This is a genomic window from Flammeovirga pectinis (assembly GCF_003970675.1).
Lineage (GTDB): Bacteria > Bacteroidota > Bacteroidia > Cytophagales > Flammeovirgaceae > Flammeovirga > Flammeovirga pectinis.
The window spans coordinates 499,601-521,136 of sequence record NZ_CP034563.1 but is presented as its reverse complement, the minus strand read 5'-3'; the positions used below and the strand labels follow the sequence as shown (position 1 = coordinate 521,136).

Sequence of the window (21,536 nt, the reverse complement as noted above, 5' to 3'; positions counted from 1 at the left end):
TATATTACTCTAAATATTATAGTAAAGTCAGTTAAAACTTAATTTTTGATGTTTCGTTTAAATAGAATTACAAAATAAAACACCCCTCTTTTACGGATAATTTCCTAAAAGAGGGGTGTTTCTGTTACTTACCTAACAGAATAAACTATTTCACAATCAAACGTTTTATTCCATTTCCTTTTTCTGTCTGAATAATTAAAACATAAACGCCTGTTTTAAAAGTAGAGACATCTAATACATTTCTATAATTGTTCCCCTTTAATACTTGCTCTTTATGAATTAACTGACCTGTTGTTGAAACTACAGTTAAACCTATAGTTTGAACGTTGGGTACTTCAATAAAGACCTCTTTATTTGCAGGGTTAGGATAAATAGAAATAGACTTTGATAATTCATTTTCTAAACCAGTTGGAATTACTTCATTGATTTGTAATATATATGAATTGCTAAATCCTTCATAAACATTATCCTCTTTATAAGTTAAGCTTAGTTCTACTTCTCCAGATGAAATCACTTTCAATGAATCTTCTTCAATTATAGCAGCACCTGAAACTACTTCTAATGATAACACGACTCCTTGATCACTTATAAATGATGGTAATAAGTAACTTCCTACTTCTTCGATATCTTCAAAATAACTCGTATTAAATGTTAGAATTGACTTATCTATTGTTACTGTTACAGTTGTATCTAATGCATAATGATAAAGATCGCCTTCATTATATAACCTTAATGTTAACTCTCCTTCTCCATTAATAGTTAAAACATCATCTACTACTGTTGCATTACCTGATATTAATTCAAAATTTAAAGGTAACTCTTGGTCAGATAATAATTCCAATTGACTATATGACTTAAGAAGAACATTTAAAGAGTCTAAAGTTTGATGCTCAATATCAACAGCTTCAAAAGACCATTTAAATGGTTTATCACCATTATCCCAATGATCCCATTTTATCTTAATATTATCGCCTGCATATAACGCATACTCTAATTTTGTTTGCCAAGTATTTTCTGCATCATCATTATAAGCTAATTCTTCTCCATCACAATTATCATAAATACGTACTCTAGTATCTAAAGGCGTCAAACCTAAAGTCGATAAAGTAATTACCTGATTAGTAGAGGCTTCATAATGATACCAAGTTGGAATTCCACCTGCAATTAATGTGTCAGCTGTAATTTCTAAACTCTCGGAACAAGTATACGCTAGTTGAGGAATATTACCCCAAGAGATAATATCTTCAATTTGTGTATTCGTTGTTGTATTTGCTACATCTACAAATCTAGAAATGGTATCACCCTCATTGTTCACTTCTCTAAATTCTTCATAATTTTTTAAAACAAAATGAAAACGTACAGTATCTAATTCTTCTGGAAAAATAAGCTCATACTTATTAGTTACATCATTATAAATAAGCTCATAATCCTGATTAGAATAATCATAATTATTCATTGACCCGATAGCATAAATTGACATATTCTCTGGGGTACTCTCCGGTATTACGTTAACTACATATGTTTTGGTTACATGCGTAGATAAATTCCATTTAAAATTATTTGCATTAGTAGTAGAATTGCTATCCCATTGAAAATATATTGTTTCACCTTGTTTTAAATTATAATATACGGATAGTTCACTATAATAATTATACTCTCTTCTTAAAAGTGTTCCATCACAATCATTATAAATATTCAATTCAGCACCAGTTACATATCTAGCATCTAGACTACGTAAAGACAATTGCATATCTTCTGTAGCTGTAAAAGAATACCACTGAGGAGCTGTACCTACTATATAATCTCCTTCTGTAGTAAGCTCTATTGCACTTGCACAAGTATTCGCTAATTCAGGAACCATATTCCACCCAATAATTGGAGCTAAAGTTACCTCAGAATCAGTGGTGGTGTCAATAGTTCTTGTAACAAAATCTCCATTTGCTATTACTTCAGAAAAGTCTTCATGGTTTTTTAAGACAAATGTAAAATCTACTTCTCCAAGTTCTTTTTCTACTACTAGTTCATAAGATGTTCCTCCATCTACCTTTCTTAAGGGGTAGTCTTGATTAGTGTAATCCAGTTCGTTCATTGTACCAATTGCATATATTGGCATATCTTCTGGTGTATTCTCTGGAATAGAAGCCACGGTATATACAATTATTGGTGTTGCCTCTAATTTCCAATTAAAAACATAGTCATTATCTGGAGTATAAGTAGAAACTTTAATTATTATTTCTTGACCTCCAATAAGTTCAAGTGTACCAGTTGTATTTCCATAATAGCTTCTACTATTAAATAAAATAGTGCCATCACACCCATCATAAATAGTTATTCTACTTCCTTTATATGCATCTAAGGTAGCGGCAGTTATTTTAGAATATTCTGTCGCTATAAAAGAATAATATGTAGGCGAACTACTGAAAAGGTTGGTACTGTCTGCAAAAACGGGAATACTTTCATTACATGTATTGGGCAATGTAGGTATAGATAACCAAGCTGATATATCGTCTATAATTACTTCACCAGTTAATTCTATTAACTCTAAAGTTCTTAGAACCTCTTCATTTTCTATATTCGTTTCTACAAACCCCTCATGGTTTTTTAAGGCAAACCTAAATTCTACAGTTCCTAAATTTTTAGGTACCGTTAAAGCATAATGTCCATTTGTTGTATTATAAACCAGCGGGTATTCTTGATTACGATAGTTATTGTTATTAAAACTACCAATTGCATATATACCCGTATTTTCTGGAGTATTTGAAGGGATATTATTTACTATTAATGAAATTAATTCTCCTTTTTCTGTATAAGTTGTTGATTGGAGTGTTAAATCTGGCCAATCTGTGTTTGTAATTTTACAGTAAAATTTGCTATCTAAATTTTCGGTATAGTTAATTGTTAATATTGACGTTGTCTCATTAGACATTACTTCACCATCTTTATACCATTCATAGCTATTATTTGCTGCCGTATCTGAAATAGTTAAGATTGTTGTTAACAACTCTACATCTTGATTTCTATTGATTAGAATGTTATTTTGAGGGGAATAATCAAAATATGAAATACTAGTAAAGAAATCTTTTTGGAGATTTAATTTTTCAAAAGTGAATCTATTATAGTCAATATCTAAAGTAGTAAGATTTACTAAATTACCTAACTCTACTGGAACACTTTCAAGAGAATTAGAATACAAACTTAAATAAGTAAGATTTACTAAATTACCTAACTCTACTGGAACACTTTCAAGAGAATTATAAGACAAATTTAATCTAGTAAGATTTACTAAATTACCTAACTCCACTGGAACACTCTCAAGAGAATTATTATACAAAAATAATGTAGTAAGATTTATTAAATTACCCAACTCTACTGGAACATTTACAAGGGAATTAGAATGCAAATATAATCCAGTAAGATTTGACAAATTGCCTAACTCTACTGGAACACTTAAAAGAGAATTAGAATACAAACTTAAATTAGTAAGATTTAACAAATTGCCTAACTCTACCGGAACATCTACAAGTGAATTAGATGACAAAGATAATTCAGTAAGATTTAACAAATTGCCTAACTCTACTGGAATACTTACAAGGGAATTAGAATGCAAATATAATCCAGTAAGATTTGACAAATTGCCTAACTCTACTGGAACACTTACAAGAGAATTATATGACAAATTTAATTCAGTAAGATTTAACAAATTGCCTAACTCTACTGGAATACTTACAAGAGAATTAGATGACAAATATAATCCAGTAAGATTTACTAAATTACCTAACTCTACTGGAACACTTACAAGAGAATTATATGACAAATTTAAAATAGTAAGATTTGATAAATTGCCTAACTCTACTGGAACACTTTCAAGAGAATTATATGACAAATTTAAACTTGTAAGATGTATTAAATTACCTAACTCAGAAGGAAGGTTTCCTTTAAGAGAATTATATGACAAATTTAAACTTGTAAGATGTATTAAATTACCTAACTCAGAAGGAAGGTTTCCTTTAAGAGAATTATTACTAAGGTATATCTGAGTTACAACTAAATACGTAGTGCCATTTTCATCTTCTACTTGAGAAGTAGTTACACCATACCAGTCTTCAATAGGTTCATCTGTGAGCCAATTGGTATTATTTTTCCAATTTGGACCATCAGCTGTATTGTATAATACCTCTAGGGCTAAGTATTCCTCATATAAAATACCATTTTTATAAGGAGAAATACTTACTGTAAATATTACTGATGATGACGTATATTCATCATTTTCTATAATTGAAGCTTCAACCTCTACTTCACCATATGCTTCTGCTGTTAATACATTACCTGATATTGATGCATATTCACTACCGCTTATTATTGCATATGAAATTTCGGCAGACGAATTAGTAGCACCTTGTAATTCATAATCTTCAAATGAATTAATTACAATATCTTCTAAATTAGTTATCACACCCGTCTTTTTACCAGATGGATCTACTTGGTTGGTTACAGTAAATTCCTGTTGTCCTCGGTTTACACTGTATTCATCATAAATAACACCAACTACTTGTTGTGTACCTGCTACAGATAAACCAATAATACTATCGTTTTGCAATGTAATAACCCCATTATCTTCACCCACTAACATAAAGTGTAAAGAATCTATTGGGTTATTGTTGTTCTCTATTTTTAATTGCACGCCATAATTTATGACTATGTCATCAATAGAAACAATATGAGAGTAGGGTTTAGAGTTTATATCTGTACCACCTAATGTCCAATCAAAATTTCCTTCTGTACTACTACCATATAGACGCCATTTTATATACAACGTTTCTCCTTGATAGGGTGAAACATCTTCGTCTAGATAACTTTGACGCACACCATCAGAATCATCATTATAAAAAATTCTTGAACCTCCACATTCCGAGTAGACTTCTACATAAGTATCTAGTGTGGTTTTCCCTAAACTTGATAACGTTAAACGTTGCATATCAGTTGGTACTGTAAATGCATACCAGTTGGGAGTATTTGTTGCATTATTGTCACCAAACTCTACATCAATAGCAGTTTCACAACTATTGTTTTGAGCGTGTAGCGCAGTAGTAAAAGTTACACAGAAAAATAAACCTATGAGCAATAGGCGTAACAGCTTGTAATTAGTTTGCATTATGTCAGCTTTAAATAAAAAAATTTAGTTTTATCGTTTAAAATTACATAATAAAATTAAAAAAACTAGAAACTTTGTTAATTAGACCTAATAAATAGTGCTAATGACACTGTATTTCAATTAGTTATTGGTCTATTCTTTTTTTTTAATACATACCAATAACATTATATATTTAACAAAAAAGAGACAAACCTATAGAGTTTGCCTCAATCACATTGGTAAATTAAATATCTTAATTCACGCTATTTGCGTTAATAATTTCCATCATCTGAAGCTTTAAATCTGCTTTTGTAGAAGCATATGATTTTTTATCGGCAACATTTTTCCACTCGTGTTTATCTTTCTTGTGGTCGTACAATTCTTCTTTACCATTTTTGTATAAGATGTAACGGAAACGCGCTGTTCTATAGGAATATGTTTGTTGCATTACATATTCTGGACTTAGTGGTTTTCTAACCTCAATATGCCATAACGCTTGTTTGTTCACAGACACCGCTAAACCTTCTATTGGTTCAGAAATACCTACTCCCATTACGGTTAATGCGCCTTTTGGGCCTGTCCATGTTGCATTTTTATCTGTTAGGAAAGGACGAATAGAATGGCCTCCTATTTCTGCGGCTTGTTCGTCTAGTTTTGTACTTCCTTTTAAATTACAGATATCTATAAACGTAGGGTACAAATCTATTAATGAAACAGGGTGAGTTACATCCATTCCTTTCACTTGTTCTTTTGGAGCACGTACGATAAAAGGCACTCTTGCACTTTCTTCCCAAGGTGAGTTCTTATACAAGTATTCTTTCTGTCCGAAGTTCCACCCATGGTCTGCCGTAAATACAACTATAGTATTATCTGCAAATTTAGAGTTATCTAAAGCATCAATAACTTTCCCTACTTGGTCGTCCATAAAAGTAACGCAAGCAAGATAGGCTTGTACAACTTTTCTTAATCCTTCTTTATCATCTTCATAAGAATCACAAAGTGCTTTATAATACTTTAATCCCATTTGCGACATTGGATAGTTTTCTTTAAAAAATGCATCCTCATCATCTCCCTCCTTTATAACTGGTAATTTCAATGTTTCTAAAGGATACATATCAAAATACTTCTGTGGAGCATATAATGGAGTATGTGGCTTTACAAAACCAATTCCCATAAAGAAAGGTTTATCTGAACCACTTTCTTCTAATTGCTTCAGTTTTTTAACGGCCCAATCTGCATGCTGTTCATCTGGCATTAAATCCCTGTCCTCATCATTTACATATCTAAATTCCTTTTTTGGGTAGCCCCAACCTGGTTTTAAGTCCGTTTTTGTACTGTCAAATTGAGGAATATCTGTAAGTGGTGCAAAAGAACCGTCTACAATATTTATACTTCTAAAAGGCTCTGGTACAGAGGGGTGAGGAATGATTTTATTTCCGTTAAATGCATGAGGTCCATAATTAATGCGCTCTGGCACTCCCCACTCGTTCCATAATTTCTTATCGTTTTTATGCATCAATTTTCCTGACCCATAAAGTGCATAACCATTTTCTGCAAACAACTGGAACATGGTTTTGCTGTGCTTCAACACATCGTGTTTTTTACGAGCCGTCCACCCAAAATCTCTAGAATCGTGTGGGTATACCCCTGTAAATAAAGAGTTTCTTGCAGGTTGGCAAACTGGTACATTGGTTTGTCCGTTGACAAAAGTAACGCCAGAATCTGCCAATTTATCTATGTTAGGAGTTATTGCTTGAGGGTGTCCACCAAACTTCCCTTCAAAATCATTCAGGTCGTCTACTATAATGAATAACACATTGGGGTGTTGCTCCATTTTATCTTGTGCTATTACTTTTGGTGCTAACGCTTGTAACGCAACTACTCCAAAGATGCCCAAAACAATTTTTCTCAATTGAATTTTCATTCTCTATTTATTTTTAATCCTTACGGATGATTTTATCCTTGCTTAAATCTCTTTTGATGAAAACGTTACATTGTGTTTTCCTGCCTTTAATTTGATATAATCGGTAGTTTCTTTGTTTATTATATTGTCTACTTCAATCGTATCCTTACCAAATGATTTACGTACTAGCTTGATTTCCACACCTTCAGGAATTTCTACATTAAGTTGTCCTCCTTCGTTTTCAAAAGTCCAAGCTATAGAAGTACTACCAAAAGGTGTTGGAATATTTGCCGCAATATTTTCTATAGAAGCCGTTGTTTTAGCCAACACCATTTCCGCCATTCCTGGTTTTGTAATTTCTACCCCAACAAGAAATTCTGCAAACAATCCTGGTGCAAAAGCACTTTCGGTTTGAGCATCCGACCTTGTTCTACCTATCATTCCTTTTTTACCTGTTCTACCAGAAGCATCTCTCCACCATTCTTCCCATAAAGTCCCGTTCATTTCTGGGGCTAACATATGATCAAAACGTTTTCTAAATAAATCAAATGATTGGTCTACGTACCCATATTCTGCTAACCCTTTGTGCAGAAAGTATGACATTGCGGGCGTTACCATATACATGCCCGATGCTCTCGTTACATAATTCAGTTCATCATTTTCTAAAATATTTTTAGCCACAGCTTTGGCTTGTTCTTCGGTAGCAATTTGCATAGATAGAGCCATTGCTTGTGCATGTTCGCTGTACTGATCAGATTGTTTCCCATCAATTAAAGCATCTACAAATAAGCCTTTCTGATTATTCCAAAATTGCGTCTGAATTGCTTCTTTGGCTAATTTTGCTTGTTGAGTATAACTTTTTGCACCCTCTTTCCCCAACCAAGATAAAATCTCTGTATAATCTTGTAAAGCGCCAATATAATGTCCGTTAAGGTTTAAATTTGCCCCTCTTCTATCGTTTCTTGCATGGTCTAACCAATACGAATACGGAGGATTATCTAACAGTCCATCTTTATTGGTATAACTTTCTAAGAGATCCATTAATTTCTGAGCTGTAGGCATTAATTTTAGTACTGTTTCTTTATCTCCTGAGTATAAATAGTAATTGTGTAAACTTCTAATCCAAAGAATATCAGAATCCAAAATTACCATATAGTCGTTATTTACTAACGGACCGTATGCTGGTAATAACCCATTTGGTTCTGCCTCTTGTGCTACTTGAACAAGTTTAATAGCTTGTAAAGCATAATCGCCAAAAGTCCAATAATTGCCCATTGCACCGTAGTATCCTGTCTGAGCGTACTGTCTTCTTTCTCTATAATTATCTGTATATCCATCTGTTGTACAAGCATCTATTGTCTTTTCTGTAGCAACTACATATTGCTCTACCCAATCATGAGATTTTGAAGTGATACTTCCTTTTTTCTCAAAAGGATAGGCAAATTGATGAATACCAAAACTGTTTATTTTAATGGGTGCATCACCCGATTTAATTACTAAAGCTAAATAACGTGATGGTTTAAAATACTGTGCTTGCCATACATCACGTTGACCAGATAAAATTACTTCATCTAATAAATCTGTATCTACAACTCTATACGTAAATTGGTTGTTTACCATATACGGAATACCAATTACCTCTACTTTTGTACCTTTAACTCCTTCAATATCAAACTGAGGCATTCCATTGATCATCTCTCCTAGATCAAAAACCAATAAAAATGTTTTTTGATCTTTTAAAGCAGGAATAACCAAAGGACCTTTTCCTTTTTTATAGGCTTTTACTGATATATTCTTATCTACTTTACCTGTTAATTGCCTTTTAGGGGCTTTTTTAGGATGATATAAATAGTCTTCTATTTGAACTGCTTCTATTAAATTTATTGCCTTATGATCTACCTCCGTTAAATAAGGAATATGACGCTTTTCTAAGTTTGTCCAAGGAGTAGTAATTGCTCTTGGAATATCATTTTTTTGAGGTCCAGGCCATCCAGAGTTTCTGATTAGACCTACTGCATTTCTCCATTCTGAATCATCAAAATCTACTTTATTCCAACCCTTAATTTCTTTAGTAAGGTCAACTCTATCTGCAACTACCAACTGAAAACGGTTCAACTTAGGAGCGTTATTGTCCCATGAAGGGTCAACCATTGCTTTCCAAGAAGAGTTTGTTGCAATAATTTCTGTAGTATTCCCAATTTGCATTTCTAGCTGAGCCAACATTCCGCCCCTGCCTAATAAGTGGTTGGCATGTTCCCCTTGTTGGTAATTTGCTTGCACTGCAATTGCATTTTTTCCTTCTTTTAAAAGTGTGGTAATATCCAATTCATCAAAAGATTGGTTGTGTGGTGCAGATCTTGAAGGACCTCTATTTACATACGTTCCATTAATATAAAGTTTATAAAGAGATGATGCAGAAATTTTTATGATTGCAGTAGATGGAACATCACTTATTGTAAACGATTTTCTAAAAAGCACCATGTTATTGGTTGTTGGTCGCTTTGTGTCTTGCTGATCCCATACCCATTGTGCTTTCCAATTTTGTTTTGCAATTGTATACGTTGGATTCCAATGTCCAATTACACCATTTCCCAATTGTGTTGTTTGTGCTTGTGCTAGTGTGGACACTAACAAACACGCCCCTGCTAGTATTTTAAAAAATCTCTTCTTCATCTCTTGTACGTCAACTACTGACGAATTTTGTTATTTCTTGAATAGTAGTACCTAATCTTCTTCAAATTTACCACTCATTTTGGTATTCCATTACAACAAAATAAATGATTTATAACACAAAATTAGTCGTCCAATCTAATTTTAAGATTACATTTCGCTTGTTTCTGGCAAGGTTAACTTAAAGCCCACTTTCCCAGGCTGATCTACCCATAATTTAAGCATATAATCTTTAAAATAGTTACCCGGTCGCTGAATAATCATATCCATTTTGCCAGTAGATGAAGTTAGATCAATACCAAAATCAAGACCTTTTTTTGTAGTAGCTTTAAATGATGATGCTTTCTTGCCAAAAACAATATAATGCCATTCTTCTGGTGCTGTACTTTTATCAATGTATTTTCCTTTTGTATTACCAATTAAAAACGATTCCCCTAAAAAAGTATCATACTTAATATTTAATGTTACTCCAACCAATTTACAATTTGCTGGTCCGTCTAAAGTATACAGAAAATCTACACTACCCTTCCCTGCTGTTGCTGTAGTTACTAACGTGTATTCATCACCTTGGAAATTAATGTTGTTTGTTATCTCCAATGTATTTCCATTCACTTTAGTAGAATAATTACTCCCCATTTTAAGGTTAATTACTTTCCCGTCTTTTTTAACAATCAATAAGGCATTCGATAACAACGTAGTATTGTTATGCGTTACAGCTCCCATTAAACCACTATTTTTTAAAAGAACAGTAGATTTATCATTACTTATTGTCTGCTTATTTTTTACACGTAACGGAGTAGTCGTAGTCTGTTTAGCCACTTTATTTGCCTTTTTTGGTTCCTTAAAAGCAACAGGCTCACCACCTTTTGGTAATGCAACATATAAAGATACTTTTCCCGGAGTATTGGGACGGAAATTGACAACATAATCATTGTAAGCATCAGACGCTGTAGGCAAAACAATGCCTACACTCCCTGCCATCTGACGGAAATATACTTTAGTTTCTACGCTTTCATCTAACCCAATATCAAATGACATACATGATGTATTTTGTTGAAAAATATTCCACGTTGTCTCCGATGCAGAAGCACCTTCTCTGCTTAATAATTTCTTTACTTTACCATTGATTTTATAGATATCTCCATCGTAAACATCTACATCAAACAGTAAACTTGCAGCTGTTAATTGGTACCCTTTATTGGCTTCTAGTTGATAGTCAACAGTAAATCCATCTGCTATTGGTGTAAACACAGAGGTCAATTTCATCTTTGCTTTTTTATGAACAAATTCATTTACAGCATAAACAGCCCCATTTTTCTGAGACAATTTCGCATCTCCTAAAGTTACTTTTTCCGTATTGGTCCCTTTCTTAATTTCTATTGATCCGTAAACAATGAGTTTCTTTCCATTATGAAGTACAGTACCTAACATTCCGTTTTTATTGATGTTTACAACTGTATTTCCGTTAGTTAATTTACTTCCATCAGTATGTAGTCTTTGTGCAAACAGTACTGTAGAAAATGATAGTGTTAATATTAATAGTAATATGCGTTTCATATTGTTATTTTTTATTAGAAAAAAGTAAAGTAGAGGGCTAGAGCTGTACCTCTACTTTACTATATAGTAATGCTTTTATGTAAAGCTTATTGCACAGTCTTACTGTAATGTGAAATAATGTTATTCATTATTTTTTGTGCTACAGGATCAGAATTAATTGCTTTTTTAAATGAAAGAGTAGAATAAATACAAGTACCTTTTCCTCTTTTCATTTCAACCATTTCCGAAGCAAAATATACTTTACCTACGCCGATGTAATTTCTTTGCATATGGTCTTGATCTGGAAAACGATCGTGTGTAACTACACCTACAATGTTTTTCCCTTCTGGAGCAACCATTGCTGTCGTTGTTCCTACTTTATGATAAGCATCTGCCATAAATTGATTACTAGGTAAACCCGCAAATACAGGATGATCTGTAACAATTGGTGCCGCATTATGCCATAAACCATTGGCCATAATTAAAGTTGCATTATAAGGAAAGGCGTCTTCTTTTTGAAGCTCCAAAGCAATCTCTCTTTTGTGTCTTTCGTCTACTTTTTTACCTTTTACATCTGTAAAAAATACTGTTCCACCTTTAGACGCAAATGCTTTTGCTTTTGCAACCTCAGCTTTAAACGCATCATCTGTTCCCAATTTACCTACAATCAATAATTGTCCTTTTGATTGTTTACCCGTAAATTTATCGAACTGTATACCTTTTGAATTAAAGTAATTTGCTAAAGTTTTGTCACTTTCTAATAAGGTTACTTTTTGCGTTGGTGTTTTTAGAGCATCCTCATTAAAAACATCAAAAGTTTCTTCATTTGTATTGATGATTTTGCCTTTCTTATTTTTCATCACACTATAAAGCGTGTAATTTCCGTTCAACCCTTCTGTAGATAATTTTTGTATATGTAAATCAGATACTCCGTGCTTTAAAGTTGCTTTTACTGTTTCATTAAATACCTTTTTACCTTTAACGTCTTTGATAGTTAATTCAACTTTTACGTTTTCTTCATCAAACTCATTGATACCTAAAACCGACAGTTGTGGTTGTTCACCTGTTTTTAGATTTCTCTTTTTTAACCTAGTAACAATTAACTGTGGCTGGTTAGATTTCTTTGTACCTTCGTATACGTTTCCTTTAGGATTTCTCCATAAATCGATAATACCGCCACCAATAATCCAATCGCCATCTGATAGTGCATGAATACAATATCCTGCTGTAAGTGGGTTAGAACGAGATGCTTCTAACATTCTTTTGTTCAATTTACCGTGGTAATTTTGTTGGGCTTCCACTAAACTATGAAGAGTTGGGAATACCGATCGCATTCCAGAAGCATCTAATGTTGTATTAAAATCTTCTTCTAAACGAACATGCTCACGATACATTGGTGCTAAAGGGTTTCCTTTTTCTTTAAACTCCTTATTATTTGCTTCGAAATCTGGGATAGACCCGTAACCAATTTCTGATACAAATACCATAGCACCCGGTTGGTTTTTCTTACCTGGTGAATTTAGTTTAGGGTAACCCGCTTTTTTCTTTTCTTCTTTTGTCCAACTAATTTGCGTCATTCTTTGGAACATATTATCATCGTATTTCCAACCTGGGTACGTATGAACATCTGAGAACTTAACTGCTACTTTTTCGTTTGGATTGTAAATATTAGCTCCGTTAGCAAACCCACCAGATTCATCTAAAATAAGACGAGTTGGGTCTAAATCACGCGCTAATAAAGCCATAGGATGTAACATCTGAATTAAAACAGGTTGCCATAATTCATTAAATAATTCCCACTGAATTACACATGTTCTATTTCTATCACGAAGTATACTTTCTCTCACTTCTGTTTTTACCATTTCTGGTAATAACGGTGAAGCAATAGGACGGTGCATACATTCAATAGCTAAAGAACCTACAGTTAAAACGCCCATTTCATCGCAAAGGTCTAACCACATTTTTGGTGGAGGTTTTCTCCAAGGTCGGATCATGTTAAAACCTGCATCTAATGCCAACTGAATCTCTTTTCTAGCCATCTCTTCAGAATCTGGAAAAGCTAGTTTTGTTGGATATAACCCCTCGAAGAAAGCACCTTTTAAGAAAAACTCTTCTCCATTTAAGTAATATTTTTTGTCTTTAATTGTAAAAGAACGAATACCAAAACGTGTAGAAAACTCGTCTGTTACTTCTTCTCCTTTTTTTACCATTACTTGTGCTGTATATAAATAAGGATTTTTTGGTCCCCATAATTCTGCATTTTCAATAGCTAAATTCCAATCGTATTTGTTTGCTCCAGGCGTTAATTTTAAACGCTCTGATTTAGTAGCAACCACCTTCTTATTTTTGTCTAATATATTCACAATCACTTCAGCCTCTTGTAATTGTGTAGCTGTATTTTCTACATCAAGATGGAACATTGCTGCACCTTGTTTGTAATCCGTTTCTATAAAAACATCTTCAACAATGTATGTTCCTTTAGCTTCTAAAGAAACTCCCTGCCAAATACCGCCAGTTAAAGCACCTCTCCACATTGGTGTTTGGTGCGGACCAATTCCATCAATTACTTTATCAGAATATAAAACCGGAGAAACTACTCTTACCATAAGTGTGTTTTTTTCTCCTGCCTTTACTGTTTTATTAATATTGAAATGAAAAGGAGTAAAACCACCCATATGACGGCCCACCACTTCATCGTTAATATACACCTCTGAGATGTAGTTTACTGCTTCAAAGTTGATGATTACATTCTGTCCTTTCCAATCTGCAGGAACATCAAATTCTTTTTTATAGATAGCAACACCTTCATAATCTTGCTTAAACTCTTCCCAACAACTCGGTACTTGAATTTTTTCTATAGCCGTATTTTTATCAAAGTTTTCTACTTTCACCCAGCCTTTTTCTCGGCCTTCATTCACATCATCATAAATAATTTCCCACTCTCCGTTAAGAGAAAGTTCTTTTACATTTTGAGCAAAAGACAACTGATAAATACATAATAGTGAGATCAGTAGTCCTACTGTTTTTTGTACGTGTAATTTCATTCTTAAAAAATCTAGTTTGTTATACCAATTTGCTTATTTAATTTCTGTGATAATTCTGTAATCACACCCTTGTATTTTTCTTGCTTTGCAACGTTAGCAAACTCATTCGGATCAGTTGCATGATCATATAATTCTTCTTGCCCGTCTGCATATCTTATGTATCTGTACTGTTCTGTACGGATTGTATAATGCTGTTTTTCAATAAATTTATCACCCATTCCTCCAGAAATAGCACTTAAAGCGTAATCTGGTCCTTGCCATCTTTGTTTTGCATTTTTAGCATATAAAGGTACCATGCTATGGCCGTCTAAAGGTTTCCCGTTTTCATCTTTAATTGTAGAACCTTCTAGTGAACATAAATCTACTAAAGTAGGGTAAATGTCTATTAGTGATACGGGTTGCGTTACTTTAATTGCTTTTTTCTGACCAGGATTATGAACTAGCATTGGGATTCTTGTTGATTTATCCCAAAGTGCAAATTTGTACAAATAATCTTTATCTCCCATGTTATAAGCATGATCACTCACTAACACTACCACAGTGTTATCTGCAAACTTAGATTCTTCAATAGCTTTTATAACACCGGCAATTTGATCGTCTACAAAAGCAATACATGCTAAATAAGCTTGAATATATGTTCTTAAGGCAAGGTCTCTATCGTTATCGTATCCTTCTACCAAATACTTAAAATGATTGTAGCCTCTTTTACCGTGGTTACCCTCTTTTACTTTACCGTATAAAGCTCCCTCTAACTCGGCTTGTCCACCTGTTTCTGGCAATTTCATATCTGCTAAAGGAAACATATCAAAATATTTTTGAGGGACATATAAAGGAGTGTGTGGTCTATTAAAACCAACTCCTAAAAAGAACGGTTTTTCTGAGTTCTCATTTTCGAATTTCTTGATGAATTTTTTAGCATCCTGTACTTTCACCTCATCAGGCATTAAATCCCTATCCTCATCATTGATGTACTTAAAAGGTTTTACCTCTAATTTTGGCCATCCTTTTACTTTATCAAACCAACCTGTTACACCATTTACAGTTGGAATATCTTTTAAAGATGCGTATCCTCCATCTAATGCACCAGCCTGATCGAAAGGAGCAGGAACACTTGGATGAACTCGTTTTTTTTCTCCATCATATGGAAAAGGGCCAAAATCAGATTGATCGCCGTAGGCATTCCAAACAGAATTAATGTTTGTATGCAATAATTTTCCAATTCCTACAGTGGTGTATCCATTGTCTTTAAAATGCTCAAACATTGTTTTAGAGCCCATTAATGTTTCATTTTTTAAGAATTTATTAAAGCCAAAAAAATGAGTGGTATGAGGGTACAATCCTGTAGAAAAACTTGCTCTAGAGGGGTTGCAAATTGGATCGTTAGAAAATGCATTTGTAAAAATAACAGAACGATCTGCCAACTTATCCATTGCAGGTGTTTTTGTCTGCGGATGCCCACCTAAAAAGCCAACATAGTCGTTTAAATCATCTACCATGATGAGTACAACGTTTGGCTTTTCTTTCTCTTTAGGTTTCTCCTTATCTGCAAAAACTAAAGTTGAAAATGTTAGTAGTATTAGTAAAATTTGATATTTCATCCCAAAAAAATTAAGTAAAAGTCACATATTAAAACGTATCAACTACAATTCTAATCTTACAGTGGTAAATATCGGGTGATAAAAAATAAATTAGCATACACGAATTCACTAAAAATAGCACAAATTTGACTTTTAAAGCATCGTAAACTATTTGTTAGTAGAAAATATATGACTTATTAAGGTGAAAAGAACCTAAACTTAATTATCGTTAGTAAAAATAATAACTGATAAAAACCCTTTTGTTAATGTGTACCTTTTCTTGTTCTTTTATAGTAAAAACGGTTTAATAACAGGATATGACAGTAAAGTTAGTCTATATCCCGTTATTAATTTAGTAATAATTGAATATTCAGAAACACCTATTATCTACTCATCAAAAGAGGTAGTTGTAAATGTAAATGTCTTATTGATGTTTACGGTTCTAGTTTGCCTATCTACAATACTATTCCACCCAAATAAGCCAAGTAAAATTGGATAGTTTTTACCATGGATATCATGCAATACACATCGAATTCCATAATTAAAACTGAAGCTCTCTTCACCACTTTCTCTTTTTTTAGACATTACTACCTCAACTGCATTTTTATTAAGCTGTCGCATAGGTAACGGTAGCTTACTTTCATCACAAGGTATATCATCCCAAGGAGCACCACTTTTATTCATTATTCCCCAACCCGTATCATAGGCACCGTACACACAATTACCGGGTGTCCAACTCCAATAAATTTCGTGCTTATTGTTGTCTATGTTCTTGTCGTGTTGTGTACTGAAATAATAATCTGGAAAGCTGTAACTGTAACTTGTACCTGCAGAGTATTGTCCCTCTAAAGAATTAAGAGGGTCTAAAGCTTTTAATTTTACACCAAAATTTGTTGAATTAGAATACGAGCCATTCCCACCTGCCTGACTTTCTGGCGACCATAGATCGAATGCGAAATTTTTAGGGTATTGTATATAGGGTTCAAATTCATACATAATATTCCAAGCCGAAGTAGAAGAAGTATAGCCTTTCTGATTTACTCCTGGATTTGGGCTCAAATAATAGGAGAAAAACAACCTGTCTTCATTATGGCCTTCATATCTGCCTTCAAAAACTTTGATCATTGCCCTATAGTCGTATTCTCCATCTTTCCATGCCTGACGATATCCATTCGATTTTTTCACATCAATGATATACGATTTAAAACGAAATTGTTCGTAATCTAACCCTCCAAATGTAGCGGTATTTCTTTGGTTTGATATTACTTGTTGCTCAATTACTCGGCTTAAAAATGTTTCTTCTTCTTCCTGCGTTATTTTATCATCATAATAAATAACAGATGATTTTTCAGAAGTAGAAAGGTCATTTACAACTCTTGTTTTTAAATCGGGCATTATTGCCTGCCAATACTCCTCTGCACTTTTATAAGGTAATTCGGGGTTTTCTTCTAAAAGAACCATAATCTTTTCTTTTGTTTCCGAATCTAAAGAAAAGAAGTTCTCTTTTAACTGAATTGCATGGTTTTTTACTGAATCAGGGTTGGTTTCTTTTTCAAACAAATGGACTGTATAGCCTTGTTGAGCATCATTATACACCAAAGCCAATGCATTGTTAGTAGTTTGGTAACCATGGTGAGAATGAATGGAGTTAATTACATCTTTTCCTTTGATATAAATTGGAATCTTGTGTTTATAAATAGCATCAAATAGAGCTATATCTTTTTCTTTCTGAAGAGGGGTTTCCAACTTGACTATACTACCCTCTAATTCTTTAAACTGAGAAGTGTCTACATCATAAAAATTTATAATGTGTGTTTTACTGTCAAATCTTTTGTTTGATTTCCCATTTTGGTCTGTGTTTTCTAATTCACCATCAGAGAGCATAGATGATTTTGGCGTACAAGAAGACACCATTAAAATTAGAGTAAGTAATAAGATTGAAATAAGGTTTTGCATAGTTGTAAGTTAAATAGGTTGATTTATGCAAATATCATTTCTAAATATTATTCTATAGTGAATTAGGGATCAATGAATTGTGAAATACTGGTGGTTAAAGTTATATAATTGGTAAGACTTTTAAGAGGTCTCATTTTTTAAATGAATAAGCTAAACAATACAACCAAGTGAAAATGATTAGGGTCTTTCTTATAACTCTCAATAATTTATTGAATCAACTTAAAATAACCCCTCTTTCAATCTATACTCTTATGTTTTTTAGAATTGTATTTTTTTTAGTCTGTATTTTTGCGGTGGAAAATGATCTACTCGCTCAAAAATGTATTGTTGTTGATAATTTTGGTCGCAATAGGAAAAAACTTTATGTAGGCGATCCCATTTCTTTTAAAATGAAAGGCTCTCATAAAGTTTTTCATGATGAAATACATGCTATCACAGATTCATCTTTTGTTATTTTTAAGTATAAAACTACTATACCATTAAAAGAAGTAACTGTAGTTCAATTTGGAAGAACTGTACCTAAAGCTATTGGGAGTGGCTTTGCAATAATAGGATGTGGCTTTTTATTTTTAGGTGCAATTGGTAGAAATAGTGAAAATACTTATCCCAAAAATATAGCTCTCATACAAGGTGGAAGTTTCTTGTTATTATCACTTCTAGGAGTACCTTTTTATAATAAAAATTATAAGATTGATAAAAATTCTCAAATTCAAATTTTAGATTTAACTATTAGAAAACCTGTGAAGGTTGCTTCTTAGAACACCACTTTTCTAATCTAAAAAATTTAGTTCTACTCCTATTGAAAAGATACCAAATATGTATACAGGTTTTCTTTAGGAGGTAAACCCATTTTTTTTCTTAATCTATATCTCTTAAGATCTACACTTTTGGGGGTGATATTAAATATTGGGGCAAGTTCTTTGGTTGATAAATTGACTCTTAAATAAGCACATAACTTTAAATCTTCATTGGTTAGGTTAGGGTGAATATTAACTAGGTGAGAAAAGAAATCTTTGTGCATTTTTTTAAAAGCGACTTCAAAAATTTCCCAATCTTTAGTGTTATCATATTCGGTATTTAAGATATGATCTAATTTTTTTAATGATTTTATTTTCTTGTCATTTCCTTCCTTAGAAACATTACTCATCTCTTCTTTCAGGTGTTTTAATAGCTCTTTATTTTTTGAACTTTGAACAAGTAATTCTGATAAGCTCTCTTCTTTACTTTCTAATTCTTCCTGTAAACGCATATTTCTTAATTGCGTAAGTTGTTTTTGGTTGATCTCCCTTTGTCGTTTTAAATCATCTTTTTTCTTTAATAAAATCGCTTTACGCTGTCTTTTTAAAAGTAGTTTCACGCCATATACTAATCCATAAATAAAAATTAGTAAAAGTATTACATAAATAAAAAACGATAAATTAGATAAATAAATAGGGCGATCAATTGTAAACTGATACTTTCCTATTGTTGTATCACCTTCTCCTTTTACACAAAAAGTATACGTTCCATAATTAAGATTTTGGTAACGTGTTGTATAGTTAACCCCTACAGGAATCCAATTTTGATCATACCCTTCTAATTTGATGTGATAATTAATTTCTTCTTGGTAATTGATTAAACTATAACTTGCAGAAAAGGTATTATAATCAAAGGGTATTACAGTTGTTGTGTTCTCTTTAAATTTTTCTTTGGTACGGTCGTTAGTGAATGAAATATCTCTTATAACTGGATGATTATGAACAGGAATATATTCTTTAAGCATATTAATATTAAACACCGCCAGACCTTTTGAAAAAGTAAATACAAATAATGAATCATTTAAGACTTTGATCACTTCGTAATTATAAATTTGACGTTCCCCCAATTCTTTAATTGATGGAGGAAGATATTCTTCGGTAGTACTTTCTGCATCAAAAAGATGCAACTTACTTCCCGCTTTAATAATGTATTTATCATTTAATATTTCGGATACAAATTCAATTTTTTTCAAACCTAAATCTATATTCTGAAAAGAATTGTCTTTTAAAATAACAGCCGTATCATTGGTAACTATTAGTGCCTGATTTTTAAAATTAAATAGTCTAAATCGATATGAGTTTTTAAAAATATTCTTTGTCGATAAATCATCTATGTATTTTATATCCCTTAAATCAGTTGATACTTTTATTCGATTTAATTTCTCCCAAGAATCCGAGATTAAAAAAGAATGATCGTCTAATTCTAATACATCTCTAGTAAGTGCAGAAAGACCGTTCACATTATGTGCAAATGATAATGCCTTATTTTCACTTTTCAATACATTAATTCCGTAGTAAGAAGTCTGAAATAAAACATCTGGCCATGCTTTACTTTTTATATAATTATAACCTCCACCAGTTTTGTGTATTTTTTTTATTTGTTCATTTTCTATTACAAATATTCCGTCATTATGCCCTACCAATAATTGATCGTTGATAACATTTAAACTCCATCCTTGTCCTTTTGTGCCTTTTATTAGTTTAAAGTTAAAACTAGAATTGTTAATTGTTGCCTTTGCTGCATATACACCTTGGTTTGTAGCCACATACAATTTGTTTTTATACATTTCCACATCGTAAACAGCACCTAATAAGTTTAAAGGATCATTTAAAAATTTTACAGGATAGTTAATTACTATTTTAGATATCCCTACTTCTGTTCCTATCCAAAGTATATTATTTTTTAAATATAAGGCATGTATTCTGTTACTTGGTAAGCCATTTTTTGTGGTTAAATAATACTTTACTTTTCCATTTATATTCCCTACAACAACTCCTTTATGTAGCGTTCCGAATATATAATCACCTGAATTATTAATAGGTATTACTTTATTTATTTGTGCAGATTTAAGAAACTCAGAGAGTTCGTTATCTAAATATTGGAAGGTATTGTCTTTAAAAAGCCAAAGTCCATTCTGAAGCGTTCCTAACAACAAAGACCCATCTGCTAATGGATGAATATATTTTATCAGCCATTCTTTTAAAATAGGATATTCATGGGCAGCTATTTCAGTTTCAGAAGTACTTTGATGAAGGCTTTTATGAATAATTTGATAATAAAAACTCTCTTTATCTTCTGATAAAAAAGTGAATGATATATTACCTTCTGTCAGGATTTTTTTCGTAAGCTCTTGATTTTCTTTATTGTAAAAGTAAAAACTATTAAAGGATTGAAACAAAACTTTCTCGCCTACCTTAATGATCTTCCAGATTTCATCATGTACTTTAAAATTTGATGACAACTTATGGTACACAAGTTCACCATTATTCCTTTTAAAAGAGCCTATCGTATTTATTCCTCCAACAAAAATTTCATCATCAACAATACATAAAGCTCTTAATGGTTCATTGGTTGGATATAACTTCCACACTTCACCATCGTACTCTAATAAACCTAACGTATTTGCAAAATATAGGAAACCATTACTCCCTTGAACGATATCCCAATTTTGATTTTCGGCTTCATATGTAGACTTATCATAATTTATTATTCTTGGTGATGAGTATAGAAGTACATCGTCTTGTGCAATTACTTGCAGCATACTCCAAGAGTGTAAGAATAAAAAGAAATATAAAAGGCGAGTTAACATTGAATATAGGTCTATATAAAATAAGTCGTTCACTGAACTTATTACTTACCACAATTTAATAAATACAAGCTAAAAATACCTAAACCTTATTCGTTAATTGTAGCAATGTGAG

Annotated in this window: 9 protein-coding genes; 1 reads left to right on the top strand and 8 read right to left on the bottom strand. The window is 32.4% G+C overall.

What is annotated here, in order from left to right:
• Positions 1-145 precede the first annotated feature (145 nt).
• From EI427_RS22430 to EI427_RS22400, 7 genes are all read right to left on the bottom strand, one after another.
• The gene (locus EI427_RS22430) at positions 146-5,152 is read right to left on the bottom strand and encodes a T9SS type A sorting domain-containing protein (RefSeq protein WP_126619242.1); all 5,007 of its coding nucleotides are present in this window, start codon (positions 5,150-5,152) and stop codon (positions 146-148) included.
• 232 nt (positions 5,153-5,384) lie between these two features.
• Positions 5,385-7,055 (bottom strand): sulfatase, encoded by a 1,671-nt coding sequence (locus EI427_RS22425; protein WP_126619240.1) that lies wholly within the window; start codon positions 7,053-7,055, stop codon positions 5,385-5,387.
• Between the two features lie 42 nt (positions 7,056-7,097).
• Positions 7,098-9,707, bottom strand: coding sequence for an alpha-L-rhamnosidase-related protein (locus EI427_RS22420; protein ID WP_126619238.1), 2,610 nt, complete (start codon positions 9,705-9,707; stop codon positions 7,098-7,100).
• A gap of 147 nt (positions 9,708-9,854) precedes the next feature.
• The gene (locus EI427_RS22415) at positions 9,855-11,261 is read right to left on the bottom strand and encodes a hypothetical protein (protein ID WP_126619236.1); all 1,407 of its coding nucleotides are present in this window, start codon (positions 11,259-11,261) and stop codon (positions 9,855-9,857) included.
• Positions 11,262-11,347: 86 nt separating this feature from the next.
• Positions 11,348-14,284, bottom strand: a complete 2,937-nt coding sequence (locus tag EI427_RS22410) for a glycoside hydrolase family 2 protein (protein ID WP_126619234.1) — start codon at positions 14,282-14,284, stop codon at positions 11,348-11,350.
• A gap of 11 nt (positions 14,285-14,295) precedes the next feature.
• Positions 14,296-15,882 carry a sulfatase gene (locus EI427_RS22405; RefSeq protein ID WP_126619232.1) on the bottom strand — a complete coding sequence of 529 codons (1,587 nt, stop codon included), beginning with the start codon at positions 15,880-15,882 and terminating at the stop codon, positions 14,296-14,298.
• 366 nt (positions 15,883-16,248) lie between these two features.
• On the bottom strand, positions 16,249-17,817 hold the full coding sequence (locus tag EI427_RS22400; protein ID WP_126619230.1) for a hypothetical protein: 1,569 nt from the start codon (positions 17,815-17,817) through the stop codon (positions 16,249-16,251).
• A 251-nt stretch (positions 17,818-18,068) separates the two neighbouring features.
• On the opposite strand from EI427_RS22400, the gene EI427_RS22395 reads away from it, so the two are divergent.
• Complete coding sequence (locus EI427_RS22395) at positions 18,069-18,575, top strand: hypothetical protein (protein ID WP_126619228.1); 507 nt, start codon at positions 18,069-18,071, stop codon at positions 18,573-18,575.
• Between the two features lie 38 nt (positions 18,576-18,613).
• On the opposite strand, the gene EI427_RS22390 is transcribed toward EI427_RS22395, so the two are convergent.
• Positions 18,614-21,376 (bottom strand): helix-turn-helix and ligand-binding sensor domain-containing protein, encoded by a 2,763-nt coding sequence (locus tag EI427_RS22390; protein ID WP_170178581.1) that lies wholly within the window; start codon positions 21,374-21,376, stop codon positions 18,614-18,616.
• Positions 21,377-21,536: the final 160 nt, after the last annotated feature.